This window comes from Pseudomonas sp. CBS, from assembly GCF_024734645.1.
GTDB lineage: Bacteria > Pseudomonadota > Gammaproteobacteria > Pseudomonadales > Pseudomonadaceae > Aquipseudomonas.
In genome coordinates, this window is sequence record NZ_CP102929.1 from 6,660,936 (window position 1) to 6,678,346 (window position 17,411).

12 protein-coding genes and 1 pseudogene are annotated in these 17,411 nt (G+C 61.6%); 10 read left to right on the forward strand and 3 right to left on the reverse strand.

Features of this window, described 5'->3' with window-relative positions:
• The first annotated feature begins 40 nt into the window (after nt 1-40).
• Complete coding sequence (locus NVB75_RS30470; RefSeq protein WP_375378894.1) at nt 41-1,945, forward strand: hypothetical protein; 1,905 nt, start codon at nt 41-43, stop codon at nt 1,943-1,945.
• Here the strand turns inward: NVB75_RS30470 and NVB75_RS30475 are convergent.
• A complete protein-coding gene (locus NVB75_RS30475) occupies nt 1,931-5,239 on the reverse strand; it encodes a bifunctional diguanylate cyclase/phosphodiesterase (protein WP_258344685.1) in 3,309 nt (1,102 codons plus the stop codon). The two genes, NVB75_RS30470 and NVB75_RS30475, sit on opposite strands and share 15 nt — an antisense overlap.
• Before the next feature lie 63 nt (nt 5,240-5,302).
• A complete protein-coding gene (locus NVB75_RS30480; protein ID WP_017478796.1) occupies nt 5,303-6,193 on the reverse strand; it encodes a LysR family transcriptional regulator in 891 nt (296 codons plus the stop codon).
• Nucleotides 6,194-6,338: 145 nt separating this feature from the next.
• Here NVB75_RS30480 and leuC point away from each other — a divergent pair, with 145 nt between their 5' ends.
• Both leuC and leuD read left to right on the forward strand, forming a co-directional pair.
• Nucleotides 6,339-7,757, forward strand: a complete 1,419-nt coding sequence (leuC, locus tag NVB75_RS30485; protein ID WP_003212658.1) for a 3-isopropylmalate dehydratase large subunit — start codon at nt 6,339-6,341, stop codon at nt 7,755-7,757.
• Nucleotides 7,758-7,767: 10 nt separating this feature from the next.
• On the forward strand, nt 7,768-8,412 hold the full coding sequence (gene leuD / locus NVB75_RS30490) for a 3-isopropylmalate dehydratase small subunit (RefSeq protein WP_003192559.1): 645 nt from the start codon (nt 7,768-7,770) through the stop codon (nt 8,410-8,412).
• A 5-nt stretch (nt 8,413-8,417) separates the two neighbouring features.
• On the opposite strand, the pseudogene NVB75_RS30495 reads toward leuD, so the two are convergent.
• Nucleotides 8,418-8,525, reverse strand: a pseudogene (locus tag NVB75_RS30495) (outer membrane lipoprotein carrier protein LolA); the annotation flags it as partial.
• An 18-nt stretch (nt 8,526-8,543) separates the two neighbouring features.
• Between NVB75_RS30495 and NVB75_RS30500 the strand changes: the two are divergent.
• The 7 genes from NVB75_RS30500 (at nt 8,544) to NVB75_RS30530 (ending at nt 17,315) form a co-directional block, all read left to right on the forward strand.
• On the forward strand, nt 8,544-9,308 hold the full coding sequence (locus NVB75_RS30500; protein WP_258344686.1) for a class I SAM-dependent methyltransferase: 765 nt from the start codon (nt 8,544-8,546) through the stop codon (nt 9,306-9,308).
• 53 nt (nt 9,309-9,361) lie between these two features.
• A complete protein-coding gene (gene leuB / locus NVB75_RS30505) occupies nt 9,362-10,444 on the forward strand; it encodes a 3-isopropylmalate dehydrogenase (RefSeq protein WP_076014703.1) in 1,083 nt (360 codons plus the stop codon).
• Nucleotides 10,445-10,509: 65 nt separating this feature from the next.
• Entirely contained in the window at nt 10,510-11,622 is a 1,113-nt protein-coding gene (gene asd, locus NVB75_RS30510; RefSeq protein ID WP_010175747.1) for an aspartate-semialdehyde dehydrogenase, read from the forward strand.
• 248 nt (nt 11,623-11,870) lie between these two features.
• A complete protein-coding gene (locus NVB75_RS30515; RefSeq protein ID WP_258344687.1) occupies nt 11,871-12,881 on the forward strand; it encodes an aspartate-semialdehyde dehydrogenase in 1,011 nt (336 codons plus the stop codon).
• A gap of 160 nt (nt 12,882-13,041) precedes the next feature.
• The gene (locus NVB75_RS30520; RefSeq protein ID WP_258344688.1) at nt 13,042-15,585 is read left to right on the forward strand and encodes a FimV/HubP family polar landmark protein; all 2,544 of its coding nucleotides are present in this window, start codon (nt 13,042-13,044) and stop codon (nt 15,583-15,585) included.
• A 209-nt stretch (nt 15,586-15,794) separates the two neighbouring features.
• Nucleotides 15,795-16,619, forward strand: a complete 825-nt coding sequence (truA, locus tag NVB75_RS30525) for a tRNA pseudouridine(38-40) synthase TruA (RefSeq protein ID WP_017478802.1) — start codon at nt 15,795-15,797, stop codon at nt 16,617-16,619.
• Nucleotides 16,620-16,682: 63 nt separating this feature from the next.
• On the forward strand, nt 16,683-17,315 hold the full coding sequence (locus tag NVB75_RS30530; protein ID WP_258344689.1) for a phosphoribosylanthranilate isomerase: 633 nt from the start codon (nt 16,683-16,685) through the stop codon (nt 17,313-17,315).
• Nucleotides 17,316-17,411: the final 96 nt, after the last annotated feature.

A 17,411-nucleotide genomic window follows, 5' to 3' on the forward strand; every position in this document is an offset into this window, starting at 1 on the left:
CTAACAACAGGCCCGGCGTGTGGTGGTTTTTTAGAGGGTCATGACCATGACTGTTTTGAACGCTGGTTTTGCGATGAATGTCGGGTTCAACGTGTTCCCGGGTGAGCAGGAAGCTGAAAAAAGGCCCGCCGATAGTGTCAGTGCCTTCAGTTCTACCGAGGGAAGGTTCGCTGAGCACTTTGATACCAGCAGCCATTCGGCGGTCATCAAGATGATGATGGTCACGTTCGGCCCACGCCCCGTGGATATGTTCAGCGAGGTCAGGCGCGTCGGCGATGGTTACGTTGTCACTCTGAAAGATGGCTACACGTTGCATCTTTCCGGGCATGAGTTACGCCGTACAACAGCGGCGTCGAGATTTGTCGGCAGTGATTCAGGCACGATGGAGAATGCGAATTTTGCGTTGGCGGTCTTTATCAAACGCAAACAATTGTCCAGCGCGGACAGCAGTATCAACAGCCACTTTGATGCGGCGTTGTCGGCGTCTCTCCAGGGCGAGACTGCTTTTAATCTGCTCAAAGGCATGGGGATGAAGCGGTTTATGCGGCGGCTCCCTTCGCACCAGCTTGTCGGCAAGGACGCCGTTGGCGTGATGGAAGCTCACGACTTTGGCGCCTCGTTGATCTGTAATGGGGTCGCGCATCGGTTTGACCGTCAATACCGCCCCGACCGGCCTTACGTCTACGTGCTGGACAGCGCCGGGCAGACGAGGCACCAGGCCGAGAAACCCGCGGGGATCCTGAATGGTTTTAATGCGGTTGAACCCAGGTTTGGCGAGTCGTTTGATGTCAGCAGCCATGCCGCCGTGATCAAGATGATCATGCTGAGGTTTGGCCAAAGCCTCACGGACATGCTTGAGAGCGTCACCCCGGCAGGCGGTGGCTATGACATCACGATGAAGGATGGTTTCGCGATTCACCTTTCTCAGCAGGAATTGGCGCAGGCGAGCGAAGCGTCCCGGTTCGCCGGGCCTGACCGGGAGGCAGTGAGCCAGGCCAACTTCATGTGGGCGGCCTATGTAAAACGCAGGCAACTGACGCGCTTTGATCCTGCCCCGGATAACTCCTTTGAACGGTCTTTATCAAGCGCGCTAAAAGGCGATACGCCCTACAGGGTCTTGAAGGATCTTGGGATGATCGGCTTTTTGCGCTTGGTTCCCGCCGATAAGATGCAGGCGCGGGGTGCTGCCGGGGTGATCAATACCTTTGGCTATTCGAGCGCCTTTGTCCTGGAGGGCGTACAGCACAGCGCTGGAAGTAAAGCCCCTGTCGCCAGGTCGTATGGCTACATGCTCGCCGGTGAGATACCTGCCGGATTACCGATTGATTCAAGCGCCGTCGTTTCGCCAACCTCCGATGTGCCGGCGGGCATCAAGCCTGCCGATATCTGGGGCGGATTTTATCAAGGGGTCGAGGGGAATTGCGTCACGGTGTCCGCGATCAAGGCGGCGATGATGAAGTACGGTCAAAATCCCCGAGGCATCTATAAAAGCATCACCCCGACACGGGACGGTTTTACCGTGACCCTGCGCGACGGCTGTACGCTGCACCTGACCCATGACGAGCTGAACAAGGCCCGGGAAGGCTCACATTTCAAGGGCCCAGACAGCGGACTGCTCAAGGATGCGAATTTCCTGTACGCCGTCAGTGCCAAGCGGGCGCAAATAGAGAATCACGAGTTTCGCGCCGCTGCGAGTTTTGAGGCGGCCATGGGCACGCTCAATGATGGCGAGAGCCCGGGTGATGCGCTGCGGCGTCTGGGGTTGTACGCCTTTACGCGTCAGAGCAGCGTGCAGGAGTTGGCCGGTGGTGTGATCGGGACGCTGGCGAACTTTCGGCACTCCGTGGTCGTGGTTGATGGCGCGTTAGATGATTACGGGTCCCCAACCCGACTGCGGACATCGGGCTGGATGCGTGAAGATGGCACCGCGCTAAAGTTGGTTTAGAGACCGCGGCCCGGCCTGGACCAGCAACTGCTGAAACCCCTCCACCGGCAACGGTCGGCTATGCAAATACCCCTGGTACAAATGACACCCCAGCCCCTGCAGGAACGCCAGTTGTTCGGTGGTTTCCACACCCTCGGCAATCACCTCCAGATTCAAACTGCGGGCCATGGCCACAATCGCGCGGATGATTTCCGCGTCGTTGGGGTCATGGGTCGCATCGCGCACAAACGACTGGTCGATTTTCAACGCATCCACGGGCAAGCGCTTGAGGTAGGTCAGTGACGAATAGCCAGTGCCGAAATCATCCATCGCAAAACTCACGCCGAGCTTTTTCAGGCGGCGCATTTTGCTGATAGTGTCGTCCAGGTTTTGAATCACGATGCCTTCGGTGATTTCCAGTTTCAACAGCGTAAAAGGCAGTTGGTGGGTGCGCAGGCTGCGCTCCACCCGCTCGACGAAATCGTTCTGGCGAAATTGCCGGGGGCTGATGTTCACGCACAGGCTGAAATTCAGCGGGTCCACCAAGCCCTCGGCGATCAGTTGCGCGAAGGTCCCGCAGGCTTCATCGAGGATCCAGGTGCCGACTTCCAGAATCAGCCCGCTGTCTTCCAGCACCTTGATGAATTCCGCCGGCGATTGCGCGCCCAACTGCGGGTGCTGCCAGCGCACCAGGGCTTCGGCGCCGACGATCCGGTTGCCCCGGGCATCCACTTGCGGTTGGTAGTGCACGCTGAATTCACCGCGGGACAGGGCCAGGCGCAGGTCGGTTTCCATACGCAGCCGCTCGCTGGCGGTCTTCTGCATGCTGTTGTGGAACATCTGGATCGTGTTGCGTCCCGAGTCCTTGGCCCGGTACAGCGCGATATCGGCGCGCTTGAGCAAGTCTGCCGGGGTCGAGCCGTGATCAGGGATCAGCGCCACGCCGATGCTCGGCGTGACTTGCAGGCGCTGGCCATCCAGGAACATCGGTTCGGACAACAGTTCGCGCAGGGTATCGGCCAACTCCGAAACCTGGGCGCTGACTTGCGAGCGCGAGCCTTCCAGGCCACTGAGCAGCACCACAAATTCATCGCCCCCCAGGCGCGCCACGGTGTCTTCCATGCGCACGCTGGCTTCGAGGCGTGCGGTGACGATTTTCAGCACGGTGTCGCCCACCGGGTGACCGAGGGAATCGTTGATGTGCTTGAAGTGGTCCAGGTCGAGGAACAGCAGGGCACCCCGCAGGTTATGGCGCTTGAGCAAGGCGATCTGCTGGCTCAGGCGGTCCATCAGCAGGGCGCGGTTGGGCAGGTTGGTCAGCGGGTCGTGATAGGCCAGGTGGCGAATCTGCGCCTGGGCGTTTTTCAGCAGGCTCACGTCCCGGGCGGTCAGCAGCAGGCACGGGGTTTCATTGAGGGTGATGGGTTCCACCGACACTTCAACCGCCAGCACTTCGCCGCGCTTGTTGTGCCAGAGCATTTCCAGGTGATGAATGCGGCCCTTGATCTGCAGCTCGGCCAATAACGCAGAGCGCTGGTTTTCGTCGGCCCAGATGCCGATCTGGTACAGCGTCAGGCCGATCGCCTCTTCGGCGCGGTAGCCGGTCAAGCGGCAGAAACCGTCGTTGACCTCGACATAGCGCCCGGTATCGCGTTCGGTGATCGACACCGCGTCGGGGCTGGAATGAAAAGCTTTGGCGAACTTCTCTTCGCTGGCCTTGAGCGCCGCTTCCGAGCGTTGCTGCTGGGTGATGTCCCGCAAGGTGGTGACGATGCAGGGTTGGTCACTGACCTGGATCAGGCGGCTGGAGATCACGCAGTTAAGGGCTTGGCCGTTCTTGTGATGAACGGTGATTGCCACGTTGCTCAGGGATTGTTCGCGAATCACCTGCTCGATGCGTTGCAGGCGCTTGCTGGGCTCATCCCACAAGCCGATCTGTTCGGCGTTGTTGTTGAGCACCTCGGCGGCGGTCCAGCCGAAGGTCTGAGTGAACGCCGGGTTGATCTCGATAAACTGGCCGGTCTCCAGGCGTGTCACGCAGATCGGGTCGGGGCTGGCGAGAAACAGGCTGGCGAACTTTTCTTCCGACGCGGTCAGGCGTTGTTCACGCTCGACCTGGTCGGTGATGTCGAGCAGCGTGCCGGCCATGCGCAGGGGCACGCCCAGTTCATCGCGATACAGGCGGGCGCGGCTTTCCAGGTAGCGCGAACTGCCATCTTCCATTTGCACGCGATAGGTCAGTTGGTAGTTGCCCGCCGGGCCTTCGCGCAGGGTCCGGTAGGCATTGCGCATGCTCTCACGCTCTTCCCGGGGCATGCCTTCAAAAAAAGCGTCGAAGGATTCGTGGAACGGCTGGGGTTCCAGCCCGTGCAGCTGGGCGGCGCGGGCCGAGCCGTAGAGCATGCCGCTGGGGATGTGCCAGTCCCAGGTGCCCAGTTGTGCGGAGTCCAGGGCCAAGTCCAGGCGTTCCTGGCTGTCCTTGAGGGCTTGCTCGGCGTTCTTGCGGTCGGTGGTGTCGAGGAAGGTGCTGATCAGGTAGTCCTCGCCGTCCAGCTCGACTTTCTGGGCGCTGAGGGTGCCATCGTGGATCTGCCCGTTGCTGGCGCGAAACTGCACTTCCATGGTGATGGGGGCGCCTTTGCGCTGGGTGGCCTTGACCAGGTGCGCGCGTTGTTCGGGGTGTACCCAGAGGCCCAGCTCCAATGTGCTGCGGCCAATGGCATCGGCCAACGGCCAGCCGAACAGGCTCTCGAAATACTGGTTGGCTTCGCTGATCAGGCCGTCCGTCTGGCGGGTCAGCAGGACCATCAGCGGGCACAAGTGAAACAGGGTGGCGAAACGCTTTTCCGAATGGCTGAGGGCGTGTTCGCGCTCGCGCTGGTGGGTGATTTCGCGGATCACCCCGATCATTCGCCGACGCCCGGCCTTGTCCGGTAGCAGGCTGCCGTTGATTTCCAGCCAGTGCAGGCTGCCATCGGGCCATTGGATACGGTGGTGCATGGCCTGGACAGCGGGTTCGCCGGCCAGCACCGCATGAAAGGCCCGGACCACCTTGGCGCGGTCCTCGGGGGCCAGCAGGTCCAGGTACTCCAGGTCTTCAGGCAGCGGCTGGCGCGGGTCGAAGCCGAACAGGGCCTGAGTGCCTCGGGACCAGCTGATCCGGCCGGTATCGATTTCCCAGCTCCAGGCGCCCAGCCGGGCTGCATTGAGGGCCGCCAGCAGTTGCGGCGCGCTGTCCCAGCTCTGTTCCGCTTCCTGTGGGTCCAGGGCGTAGATGCGGGGCAGGGGTGGCACGGTATCGACGGGGTTGCGCATTATCAAAGGGCCTTGGCTCAATGGGCGTTCGGCGCGGTTTCACGGTCTACGGGCCACAGCGATTCATGCCTGATTCCCTGGCAGATCGACCTGTGCATCCAATAGGCTCATGAAAGCCCGCGCAGCGTTCGACAGCGTCCTTTCGGTGTGCACGATATAGCCTAGCTGGCGACTGAGCTGTATGCCCGGCAAAGCGATGCGTGCCACCTGATCATCGAGCATCGTGCGCGGCAATACGCTCCAGGCCAGGCCAATGGAGACCATCATCTTGATGGTTTCCAGGTAGTTGGTGCTCATGGCGATGTTCGGCGTGAGGCCCTGGGCCTCGAACAGTCGCTGCACGATATGGTGGGTAAAGGTGTTGCCGCCGGGAAACACCGCCGGGTGCCGGGCGATGTCCGCCAGGTTGACGCTGCCGTTGCTGATCAGGCTGTGTTCGGGCGCCACCACGAAATCCAGCGGGTCGTCCCACACCGGGGTGGCGCGCACCAGTGTGTGGGGCTCCGGCGCGAGGGTGATCACGGCCACTTCGGCGCGGCCATGGAGGATTTCTTCGTAGGCCACTTCCGAATCGAGAAACTGAATATCCAGGGCGACGTTCGGGTATTCCCGGGTAAACGTGCGCAGTACGGGCGGCAGGCGATGCAGGCCAATGTGATGGCTGGTGGCCAGCGTCAGGCGCCCGCTGACTTCGCCGGTGAGGTTGGTCAGGGCGCGGCGGGTGTCGTCCAGCACGTTGAGAATCTGATAAGCCCGAGGCAATAACGCGCGGCCGGCTTCGGTGAGGCCGACTTCACGCCCCAGCCGGTCGAACAGTCGCACCTTTAATTGCTGCTCCAGGCCAGCGATGCGCTTGCTGATGGCGGGTTGGGTCAGGTGCAGGCGTTCGCCGGCACCGGAGAAGCTGCCCGTCTCGGCGATGGCAATAAAGGCATTGAGGTTGGCCAGGTCCATTGTGCTATTCCAGTTGGTAATCCAAAGCATAAAAAATATGAATTTGAGTTATTTAATGTAGCGCCATACCATCAGCCTCACAAGCCAAAGGGTTATTGAATCGTTCAAGGCCCGGGGCATAGAAACACCTGATGAGGACCGCGTGATGGCCGGCAAAACGCTTTACGACAAACTTTGGGATTCCCATGAAGTGAAACGGCGCGATGATGGGTCGTCGCTGATCTACATCGACCGTCACATCATCCATGAAGTGACCTCGCCTCAAGCGTTCGAAGGCCTGCGACTGGCCGGGCGCAAGCCTTGGCGCGTCGATTCGATCATCGCCACCCCGGACCACAACGTGCCGACCACCCCGGAGCGTAAAGGCGGGATCGACGCCATCGTCGACACCGTGTCGCGCCTCCAGGTGCAGACCCTCGATGATTACTGCGACGAATATGGCATCACCGAATTCAAGATGAATGACGTGCGTCAAGGCATCGTTCACGTGATCGGCCCGGAGCAGGGCGCCACCTTGCCCGGCATGACCGTGGTCTGCGGCGACTCCCACACCTCCACCCACGGGGCGTTTGGCGCGTTGGCGCACGGCATCGGCACTTCCGAGGTGGAGCATGTATTCGCCACCCAGTGCCTCGTTGCCAAGAAAATGAAGAACATGCTGGTGTCGGTGGAAGGTGAGTTGCCTTTCGGCGTCACCGCCAAAGACATCGTCCTGGCGGTGATCGGCAAGATCGGCACCGCCGGCGGTAACGGCCATGCCATCGAATTTGCCGGTAGCGCGATTCGCGACCTGTCCATCGAAGGCCGCATGACCATCTGCAACATGTCCATCGAAGCCGGTGCCCGTGTGGGCATGGTAGCGGCGGACGAAAAGACCATTGCCTACGTCAAGGGTCGCCCATTCGCACCGAGCGGCGCCGATTGGGACGCGGCTGTCGAAGCCTGGAAAGACCTGGTGTCCGACGCCGACGCGGTGTTCGACACCGTGGTCACCCTCGACGCCGCCCAGATCAAGCCGCAAGTCAGCTGGGGCACTTCGCCGGAAATGGTGTTGGCCGTTGATCAGAACGTGCCGGACCCGGCCAAGGAAACCGACCTGGTCAAGCGCGGCTCCATCGAGCGCGCCTTGAAGTACATGGGCCTGAAAGCCAACCAGGCGATCACCGACATTCAGTTGGATCGCGTGTTTATCGGCTCTTGCACCAACTCGCGGATTGAAGACTTGCGCGCTGCGGCGGTGATCGCCAAGGGCCGCAAAGTTGCCTCGACTATCAAGCAGGCGATCGTGGTGCCAGGTTCGGGTCTGGTTAAAGCCCAGGCTGAAGCCGAAGGCCTCGACAAGATCTTCCTCGAAGCCGGTTTTGAATGGCGCGAGCCGGGCTGCTCGATGTGCCTGGCAATGAACCCGGACCGTTTGGAGTCGGGCGAGCATTGCGCGTCCACCTCCAACCGTAACTTCGAAGGGCGTCAGGGCGCCGGTGGCCGTACCCACCTCGTCAGCCCGGCCATGGCTGCTGCGGCTGCCGTCAACGGTCGTTTCATCGACGTTCGCGAATTGATCTGAGGAATACCCGATGAGAGCTTTTACCCAACACACCGGTTTAGTCGCGCCGTTGGACCGTGCCAACGTGGACACTGACCAGATCATTCCCAAGCAGTTCTTGAAGTCGATCAAGCGCACCGGTTTTGGCCCGAATCTGTTCGACGAGTGGCGCTACCTGGACGTGGGCTACGCCTACCAGGACAACTCCAAGCGTCCGTTGAACAAGGATTTCGTGCTCAACGCCGAACGTTACCAAGGCGCCAGTGTGTTGCTGGCGCGGGAAAACTTCGGTTGCGGCTCCAGCCGCGAACACGCGCCGTGGGCCCTGGAAGAGTATGGCTTTCGCAGCATCATCGCGCCGAGCTACGCCGACATCTTCTTCAACAACAGCTTCAAGAACGGCTTGCTGCCGATCATCTTGAGCGATGCCGAAGTGGATGAGTTGTTCCAGCAAGTGGAAGCCAATGTGGGCTACCAGTTGACCGTCGACCTGGCGGCGCAGACCGTGACCCGTCCGGACGGCAAGGTGTATCACTTTGAAGTGGACGCCTTCCGCAAACACTGCCTGATCAATGGCCTGGACGACATCGGCCTGACCTTGCAGGACGGTGATGCGATTGCCGCGTTTGAGGCCAAGCACCGGGCGAGTCAGCCTTGGTTGTTTCGCGACGCGTAACCCGCTGTAGGAGCGAGCTTGCTCGCGAAAAACCTGAGATCGCCACGGGGTGTCAGATGCCCAGCGTCATCGTTGGCGACCTTCGCGAGCAAGCTCGCTCCTACAAAAAGCACAACAACGAGGAGCTTCCCATGACCAGCACCGCCCACACCCAAGTCGTGCAAAAACAATTCGGCGAACAGGCCTCGGCCTACCTGAGCAGCGCAGTACATGCTCAAGGCACCGAATTCGCGCTACTCCAGGCCGAACTGGCCGGGCAGGGCGCTGCACGACTGCTGGACCTGGGTTGCGGCGCCGGTCACGTGAGTTTCAACGTTGCACCGCTGGTTAAAGAAGTGGTGGCATACGACCTGTCCCAGCCAATGCTCGACGTGGTCGCCGCCGCTGCCGTGGACCGTGGCCTGGGCAACATCCGCACTGTGCACGGCGCCGCCGAGCGCCTGCCGTTTGCCGATGGCGAGTTCGACTTCGTGTTCAGCCGCTACTCGGCCCACCACTGGAGCGACCTCGGCCTGGCCCTGCGTGAAGTACGCCGGGTGCTCAAGCCGGGCGGCGTGGCCGCGTTTGTGGACGTCTTGTCACCGGGCAGCCCGCTGTTGGACACTTACCTGCAAACCGTCGAAGTGCTGCGCGACACCAGCCACGTGCGCGACTATTCCGCCGGCGAGTGGATGCACCAGCTCAGCGAAGCCGGTATGCATGTACGCAACAGCAGCCGCCAGCGCCTGCGCCTGGAATACGCCTCGTGGGTGGAGCGCATGCGCACCCCAGAGGTATTGCGTGCCGCGATCCTGGAGTTGCAAAAGGCGATGGGCCAGGAAGTGCGCGATTATTTCGAGATTCAAGCCGATGGCACCTTCAGCACCGACGTGCTGGTGGTCTGGGCCGAACGCTGATTAATTTTTCCCGACCTGCCCGCGGGCGGGTCGCTTGATGAAATGAGGAACCCATGAGCAAGCAGATTCTGATTCTTCCTGGCGACGGCATTGGTCCGGAAATCATGGCCGAAGCGGTCAAAGTCCTGGAAGTGGCCAACACCAAGTACAGCCTGGGCTTCGAACTGAGCCACGACGTGATCGGCGGCGCGGCCATCGACAAACACGGCGTGCCCCTGGCCGACGAGACCCTGGACCGTGCGCGTGCAGCCGACGCCGTGTTGCTGGGCGCCGTGGGTGGCCCGAAATGGGACAAGATCGAACGTGACATCCGCCCTGAGCGCGGCCTGCTGAAAATCCGTGCGCAACTGGGCCTGTTCGGCAACCTGCGCCCGGCGATCCTTTACCCGCAGCTGGCGGACGCTTCCAGCCTGAAGCCGGAAATCGTCGCGGGCCTGGACATCCTGATCGTCCGCGAACTGACCGGCGGTATCTACTTTGGCTCGCCACGGGGCGTGCGCGAGTTGGAGAATGGCGAGCGTCAGGCCTACGACACCCTGCCGTACAGTGAGAGTGAAATCCGCCGTATCGCCCGTGTCGGCTTCGACATGGCCCGCGTACGTGGCAAGAAGGTCTGCTCGGTGGACAAGGCCAACGTATTGGCGTCCAGCCAGCTGTGGCGTGAAATCGTCGAGGAAGTCGCCAAGGACTACCCGGACGTCGAGCTGAGCCACATGTACGTCGACAACGCCGCCATGCAACTGGTGCGTGCACCCAAGCAATTCGACGTGATCGTCACCGACAACCTGTTTGGCGACATCCTGTCCGACCAGGCCTCGATGCTCACAGGTTCCATTGGCATGCTGCCGTCGGCGTCCCTGGATGCCAACAATAAGGGCATGTACGAGCCGTGCCACGGTTCGGCGCCGGACATCGCCGGGCAGGGCATTGCCAACCCGTTGGCGACCATTTTGTCGGTGTCGATGATGCTGCGTTACAGCTTCAACCTGACTGACGCGGCGGATGCCATCGAGAAGGCTGTGAGCCTGGTGCTGGACCAAGGCCTGCGCACCGGCGACATCTGGTCCCAGGGTTGCACCAAGGTCGGTACGCAAGAAATGGGCGACGCAGTAGTCGCCGCGCTGCGGAATCTGTAATCTCTCGGGCCCGCTTGCAGATGTTGCTGCAAGGCGGCCCCACTTTTGAACAAGGTGTAGTTGCGATGAAACGTGTAGGTCTGATCGGTTGGCGCGGTATGGTCGGTTCCGTGCTCATGCAGCGGATGCTGGAAGAGCAGGATTTTGATCTTATTGAGCCGGTGTTTTTCACCACCTCCAATGTAGGTGGTCAAGGGCCGTCCGTGGGCAAGGACATTGCTCCGCTCAAGGACGCCTACAACATTGAAGAACTGAAGACCCTCGACGTCATTCTGACCTGCCAGGGCGGCGACTACACCAGCGAAGTCTTCCCCAAGCTGCGTGAAGCCGGCTGGCAGGGCTACTGGATCGACGCCGCTTCCAGCCTGCGCATGCAGGATGACGCGGTCATCGTCCTGGACCCGGTCAACCGCAAGGTGATCGACCAGCAACTGGACGCGGGCACCAAGAATTACATCGGTGGCAACTGCACCGTCAGCCTGATGCTGATGGGCCTGGGCGGCTTGTTCGAAGCCGGCCTGGTGGAGTGGATGAGCGCCATGACCTATCAGGCGGCCTCCGGTGCCGGCGCGCAGAACATGCGTGAACTGATCAAGCAAATGGGCGCGACCCACGCGGCAGTCGCCGATCAACTGGCTGACCCGGCCAGCGCGATCCTCGACATCGACCGCCGTGTGGCCGAAGCCATGCGCAGCGAAGCCTACCCGACCGAGAACTTCGGCGTGCCACTGGCCGGTAGCCTGATCCCGTGGATCGACAAGGAACTGCCTAACGGCCAGAGCCGTGAAGAGTGGAAGGCCCAGGCCGAGACCAACAAGATCCTTGGTCGCTTCAAGAGCCCGATCCCGGTGGACGGCATCTGCGTGCGCATCGGCGCCATGCGTTGCCACAGCCAGGCGCTGACCATCAAGCTGAACAAAGACGTACCGATCGCCGATATCGAAGGGCTGATCAGCCAGCACAACCCTTGGGTCAAGCTGGTGCCGAACAACCGCGATATCAGCATCCAGGAACTGAGCCCGAACAAGGTGACCGGTACCCTGAATGTGCCGGTTGGCCGTCTGCGCAAGCTGAACATGGGGACGCAGTACCTGGGCGCGTTCACCGTCGGCGACCAATTGCTGTGGGGCGCGGCTGAGCCGTTGCGTCGCATGCTGCGGATCTTGCTGGAGCGGTAATCGCTGCTTGTAATAAGAAACCCGCGTTCTGGTGACAGGCGCGGGTTTTTTATTGCTCTCTCGGGCCCTTTCGCGAGCAAGCCCGCTCCCACATTTGATCGCATTTCAACTGAAGAAACTCGGTCGAATGTGGGAGCGGGCTTGCTCGCGAAGAGGCCATCAGCCACACCACAACCCCCAGGTTAATTGCCTCACCCCCAACCACCCGGTAAAGTGCCGCTCCCCCCGCAATGCCCGAGGCAGCCCCCATGACCCAGACCTTTGATATTGCCGTGATCGGCGCTACCGGCACCGTTGGCGAAACCCTGGTGCAGATCCTCGAAGAGCAGGACTTCCCGGTAGGCAACCTGCACCTGCTGGCCAGCAGCGAGTCGGCCGGGCATTCGGTGCCGTTTCGTGGCAAGAACGTGCGGGTACGGGAAGTCGACGAATTTGATTTCAGCAAAGTCCAGCTGGTGTTCTTCGCCGCCGGCCCTGCGGTCACCTTGAGTTTCGCTCCACGCGCCACCGCCGCCGGCTGCACGCTGATCGACCTGTCCGGCGCCTTGCCGGCCGATCAAGCACCGCAAGTGGTGCCGGAAGCCAATGCCCACGTCCTGGATGGCCTGAAAAAGCCGTATCAGGTCAGCAGCCCAAGCCCATCGGCCACCGCCCTGGCCGTGGTGCTGGCGCCACTGCGTGGCGTGCTGGATATCCAGCGTGTCAGCGTCACGGCCAATCTCGCCGTTTCCGCCCAAGGCCGTGAAGCGGTCAGCGAACTCGCCCGGCAGACCGCCGAGTTGCTGAACGTGCGCCCGTTGGAGCCAAAATTCTTCGATCGGCAGATGGCCTTCAACCTGCTGGCCCAGGTCGGCACGCCTGACGCCCAAGGCCACACCGCGCTGGAAAAGCGCCTGGTGCAAGAATTGCGCGCCGTACTGGAAATGCCTTTGCTAAAGATTTCCGCAACCTGCGTTCAAGCCCCGGTGTTTTTTGGCGATAGCCTGACTGTGTCACTGCAATTGGGGGCAGCGGTCGATCTTGCCGCCGTTAACCTTGCCCTGGACTCGGCGCCGGGTGTCGAGCGGGTGGAAGAGGGCGATTACCCCACAGCGGTTGGCGATGCGGTCGGTCAGGACGTGGTTTACGTGGGTCGGGTGCGTGCCGGTGTTGATGACCCGGCGGAACTAAATATGTGGCTGACGTCAGATAACGTACGCAAAGGTGCCGCACTGAACGCCGTACAGCTGGCGCAGTTGTTGATAAAAGGCCTTGTGTAAAAGATACTTGGCGGCAATTTGTAGATTGATTCTAGCAAAGCGCTATGCTTGGCCCCAAGCTGGAAAGATTGCGCGTCGGTGACCTATCGGCTCGCCATGCCTTATGGCAGCGGTTACCACCCTTCTCGCAGGCCGGGGAGTGTTCAAAAAGGATGAGGCTATGGTTCAAGTTCGCAAACTGGTGTTAGCAATAGCGGCCGCCTCGGCGCTGTCCTCCGGTATGGCGCAAGCACTGCAACTTGGGGAGATGACTCTCAAGTCGAAGCTGAACCAGCCGCTGTCGGTGGAGATCGAGTTGCTCGACGTCGGCGGCCTGACCGCCTCCGAGATCACCCCCAGCCTTGCTTCGTCCCAGGCCTTTGTGGATGCGGGCGTTGATCGCCAGGCCTTCCTGAATGACCTGACGTTTACCCCGGTGGTCAACCCGAACGGCCGCAGTGTGGTGCGTGTCACCTCCAGCCAGCCGTTGCCTGATTCCTATGTGCGCTTCCTGCTGCAGGTGCAATGGCCCAACGGTCGCCTGATGCGCGACTACAGCGTATTGTTGGACCCGGCCAAGTTCGACCAGTCGACCCCGGCCGCCAGTGCACCCGCGCCCGCGCCACGTCTGAACGCGCCTGCGACGGCTCCGGCTATCAGCAAGCCCAAGGAACACATCACAACTCCCCATGACACCTTGTGGGAAATCGCCGCGAAGAACCGTAATGGCGCCTCGGTGCAGCAAACCATGCTGGCCATTCAGGCACTGAACCCTGACGCGTTTGTCGGCGGCAACATCAACCGCATGAAAACCGGCCACGTCCTGCGTCTGCCGGATACGGGGCAGAGCACCAGCCTGCCGCAGCCTCAGGCGGTTGCTGAAGTGACTGCGCAAAACGCGGCGTGGCGTGAGGGGCGTCGCGGCGCCAATCAGCCCGCCGGCAAGGCGCAACTCGACGCCACCAAGCGTACCCAGGCCGGTAATGCGCCTGCGCAGACCAATGCCAAGGACAACTTGAGCCTGGTCTCGGCCGAAGCCGCCAAGAAAGGCGTGAAGGGCGGGGCTGGCGACAGTCAGGCCTTGAACAACAAGCTGGCGGTGACCCAGGAAAGCCTGGATTCGACCCGTCGCGAGAATGAAGAACTGAAAAGCCGCATGGCTGACCTGCAAAGTCAGCTGGACAAGCTGCAGCGGCTGATCGAGCTCAAGAACAATCAATTGGCCAAGTTGCAGACCCCAGGTGGTGCTGCGGCGCAGCCTGCTGCCACGGCCGCGATGCCGGCTGAAGTGGTTGCACAACCGGCGGCGCCGGCTGCGCAAACCCCGGCGGCAACTCCCGTGGCGGTGCCGGTCGAGACGCCGGTCAAGGCTGACGCGGTGCCTGCTACCACCGAGGGTAAATTCAACGACCTGCTGACCAACCCGATCGTGCTCGGCGTGATCGGCGGCGCGGCGGGGTTGCTGGTGCTGTTGCTTCTGCTGCTGTGGGCGCGTCATCGCAATGCGCGCCTTGAAGAAGAAAAGCACCTGCGCATGGCGCGGGCTCTGGCTGAAGAGCCGGAATTTGCGCCGAACATTGATCACGATCTGCCATCCGACAGTTTCGAAGGCCTTGATGTACCGCCGCCGAACGTCAAGCTGGCTCCAGCTCCAGCAGCAGTTGCTCCGGTGATCGCGCCGGTTGTCGCGCCTGTTGCTGCAGAGCGCCCGGCCAACGCCTTGGCTCAAGCCCAGTCGCACATCGACCGAGGCCACCTGAACCAGGCCGCTGAAGTACTGGAAGATGCGATCAAGCAAGAGCCAGCCCGCAGCGACCTGCGCCTCAAGCTGATGGAAGTCCACGGTCTGCAGGGCAACAAAGAGGGGTTTGTCACCCAGGAGCGCCAACTGGTCGCCAATGGCGACAACCATGCCCAGGTTGAACAGCTGAAAAGTCGCTTCCCGGCCATGGCCGTGCTCGCGGCTGGCGTCAGCGCTGCCGTTGCTGCCGCCGCCCTCGACGCCCAATACGTCAAGGATCTGCTCAAGGACGAACCTGCGCCGCCTGCTCCTGCTCCTGCGCCGGAACCTGACGCGTTTGACACCGACTTCGACCTGAGCCTGGATGATCTGGAAGCCGCTTCGCCCGCAGTGGTCAAGCCTGCGTCGGACGACCTGAGCTTTGAATCGGTGCTGCAACAGCAGACCGAGGCCAAGGCCAGTGAGGACGATCTCTCGGATTTCGACCTGGACCTGCAGCTCGACCCGCCATTGTCGACCCAGTCCGACGACGAGTTCCTCTCCGGTCTCGAAGACCAAATGAAGGACCTGCCGCCGGTAGAGCCACCGACCCTGACGCCCGCCGACCTGGACGACCTCGACCTGCCGGAAGATTTCGACCTGTCCCTGGCCGACGAGCCCGAGGCGCCTGCATCGACCAAGCCCGATGCATTCGCTTCGGAGCTTGACGACGTCAATGCCGAGCTGGATCGCCTGTCGCAAAGCCTGGAGCATCCGCCGATCGAGCCGTCCTTCACCGCTGAAGACGCGGCATTGGGTGGCGATGAGCCAGAGTTCGACTTCCTCTCCGGCACTGATGAAGTGGCAACCAAGCTCGACCTGGCCCAGGCCTACATCGACATGGGCGATGCCGACGGCGCGCGCGATATCCTCGCCGAAGTGCTCAAGGAGGGCGATGACGGTCAAAAAGGCGAAGCCAAGGAAATGCTCAGCCGGCTGGCTTGATCCCTCCCCCTTGTAGGAGCGAGCTTGCTCGCGAAGAACTCCCAGGCACCGCGTTCATCCAGGATGGGCGCGTTATCGTTAACGGCCTTCGCGAGCAAGCTCGCTCCTACAAAAAGCCCCAAGCTCGGCGCACGGCCTTATAATGGCCGCCTTTGCGCAACTCATCAGGCTCTCAGTTCTTGGCAAATATAGATAACGCGGCCGCCGAAATGGCGGCCGCAGGCTTTTTCAGAATCGCCCTGGGCGTGGAATACAAAGGCTCACGCTATCGCGGCTGGCAGCGCCAGGCCTCCGGCGTGCCGACGGTGCAGGAAACCCTGGAGAAGGCCCTGTCGAAAGTCGCCGACTCACCGGTGTCGCTGATGTGCGCCGGGCGGACCGACGCCGGCGTGCATGCCTGCGGGCAAGTGGTGCACTTCGATACCCAGGCCGAGCGCTCGATGAAGGCGTGGGTGATGGGCGCCAATATCAACTTGCCCCACGACGTCAGCGTCAGTTGGGCCAAGGTGATGCCGGCGGATTTTCATGCGCGCTTCAAGGCCATTGCCCGGCGTTACCGCTATGTGATCTACAACGATCAGATCCGCCCGGCCCATCTCAACGAAGAAATCACCTGGAACCACCGCCCGCTGGATGCCGAGCGCATGGCGGAGGCCGCCCAGCATCTGGTGGGTATCCATGATTTCAGCGCGTTTCGTGCCGGCCAGTGCCAGGCCAAGTCGCCGATCAAGGAAGTCCATCACCTGCGGGTGACGCGCCACGGCAAGATGATCGTGCTGGATATTCGCGCCGGCGCCTTCCTGCACCATATGGTGCGCAATATCGCCGGGGTGCTGATGACCATCGGGACCGGCGAGCGTCCGGTGGAGTGGGCCAAGGAAGTCCTGGAAAGCCGGATTCGTCGCACCGGCGGCGTCACGGCGCATCCGTTCGGCCTGTACCTGGTGGATGTGGAGTACCGCGACGAGTTCGAATTGCCGCAGCGCTTCATCGGGCCACACTTCCTCACAGGTTTTAGCGAACTTGGCGGCTGACGCCCTCAAAAGCATTTGTTACCATCCGGGACTTTCTCGGACACGCCCTGAGGTTTCATCGACATGTCTGCCGTTCGCAGCAAGATTTGCGGGATTACCCGCATAGAAGACGCGTTGGCGGCGGTCGAGGCGGGCGCTGATGCCATCGGTTTCGTGTTTTACGCCAAAAGCCCGCGGGCGGTGAATGTGTTGCAGGCGCGGGCGATCATTGCCGCGCTACCGCCGTTCGTGACCACCGTCGGGTTATTCGTCAACGCCAGCCGTTGCGAACTCAATGAAACCCTCGATGCCGTGCAACTGGACATGCTGCAGTTTCACGGCGATGAAAGCCCTGATGAGTGCGAAAGCTACCAGCGTCCGTATATCAAGGCGCTGCGGGTCAAGGCCGGCGACGATATCGCGGTGGCATGCGCGGCTTATACCGGCGCCCGGGGGATTCTTCTCGACACTTACGTCGAAGGCGTTCCCGGTGGCACCGGCGAAGCGTTTGACTGGTCGTTGATTCCTGACGGCCTGAGCAAACCGATCATCCTGGCGGGCGGCCTGAATCCGGGCAACGTGGCCGGCGCCATCCAGCAGGTGCGGCCGTACGCCGTGGACGTCAGCGGTGGGGTAGAGCAGGCCAAGGGCATCAAGGATCACGCAAAGATTCGCGCATTCATGCAGGCCGTGCGCGACAGCAGTGGGACGATGTGACGGCTGGCAGTCTGCCGCCGTCCATAACTACCACTGTGTAAAACAGCCCGGTGCCGCCTGCGGGAGGCCCGGAAATGAAGTGGCAACCCTGCACGG

What these genes read in the sequence shown, in the direction of transcription:
- NVB75_RS30475 (WP_258344685.1), bottom strand. Translation starts at nt 5,239, where the DNA reads ATGCGCAACCCCGTCGATACCGTGCCACCCCTGCCCCGCATCTACGCC.
- NVB75_RS30480 (WP_017478796.1), bottom strand. Translation starts at nt 6,193, where the DNA reads ATGGACCTGGCCAACCTCAATGCCTTTATTGCCATCGCCGAGACGGGC.
- NVB75_RS30500 (WP_258344686.1), top strand. Translation starts at nt 8,544, where the DNA reads ATGACCAGCACCGCCCACACCCAAGTCGTGCAAAAACAATTCGGCGAA.
- asd (WP_010175747.1), top strand. Translation starts at nt 10,510, where the DNA reads ATGAAACGTGTAGGTCTGATCGGTTGGCGCGGTATGGTCGGTTCCGTG.
- leuB (WP_076014703.1), top strand. Translation starts at nt 9,362, where the DNA reads ATGAGCAAGCAGATTCTGATTCTTCCTGGCGACGGCATTGGTCCGGAA.
- NVB75_RS30520 (WP_258344688.1), top strand. Translation starts at nt 13,042, where the DNA reads ATGGTTCAAGTTCGCAAACTGGTGTTAGCAATAGCGGCCGCCTCGGCG.
- truA (WP_017478802.1), top strand. Translation starts at nt 15,795, where the DNA reads ATGGCGGCCGCAGGCTTTTTCAGAATCGCCCTGGGCGTGGAATACAAA.
- NVB75_RS30515 (WP_258344687.1), top strand. Translation starts at nt 11,871, where the DNA reads ATGACCCAGACCTTTGATATTGCCGTGATCGGCGCTACCGGCACCGTT.
- leuD (WP_003192559.1), top strand. Translation starts at nt 7,768, where the DNA reads ATGAGAGCTTTTACCCAACACACCGGTTTAGTCGCGCCGTTGGACCGT.
- NVB75_RS30470 (WP_375378894.1), top strand. Translation starts at nt 41, where the DNA reads ATGACCATGACTGTTTTGAACGCTGGTTTTGCGATGAATGTCGGGTTC.
- leuC (WP_003212658.1), top strand. Translation starts at nt 6,339, where the DNA reads ATGGCCGGCAAAACGCTTTACGACAAACTTTGGGATTCCCATGAAGTG.
- NVB75_RS30530 (WP_258344689.1), top strand. Translation starts at nt 16,683, where the DNA reads ATGTCTGCCGTTCGCAGCAAGATTTGCGGGATTACCCGCATAGAAGAC.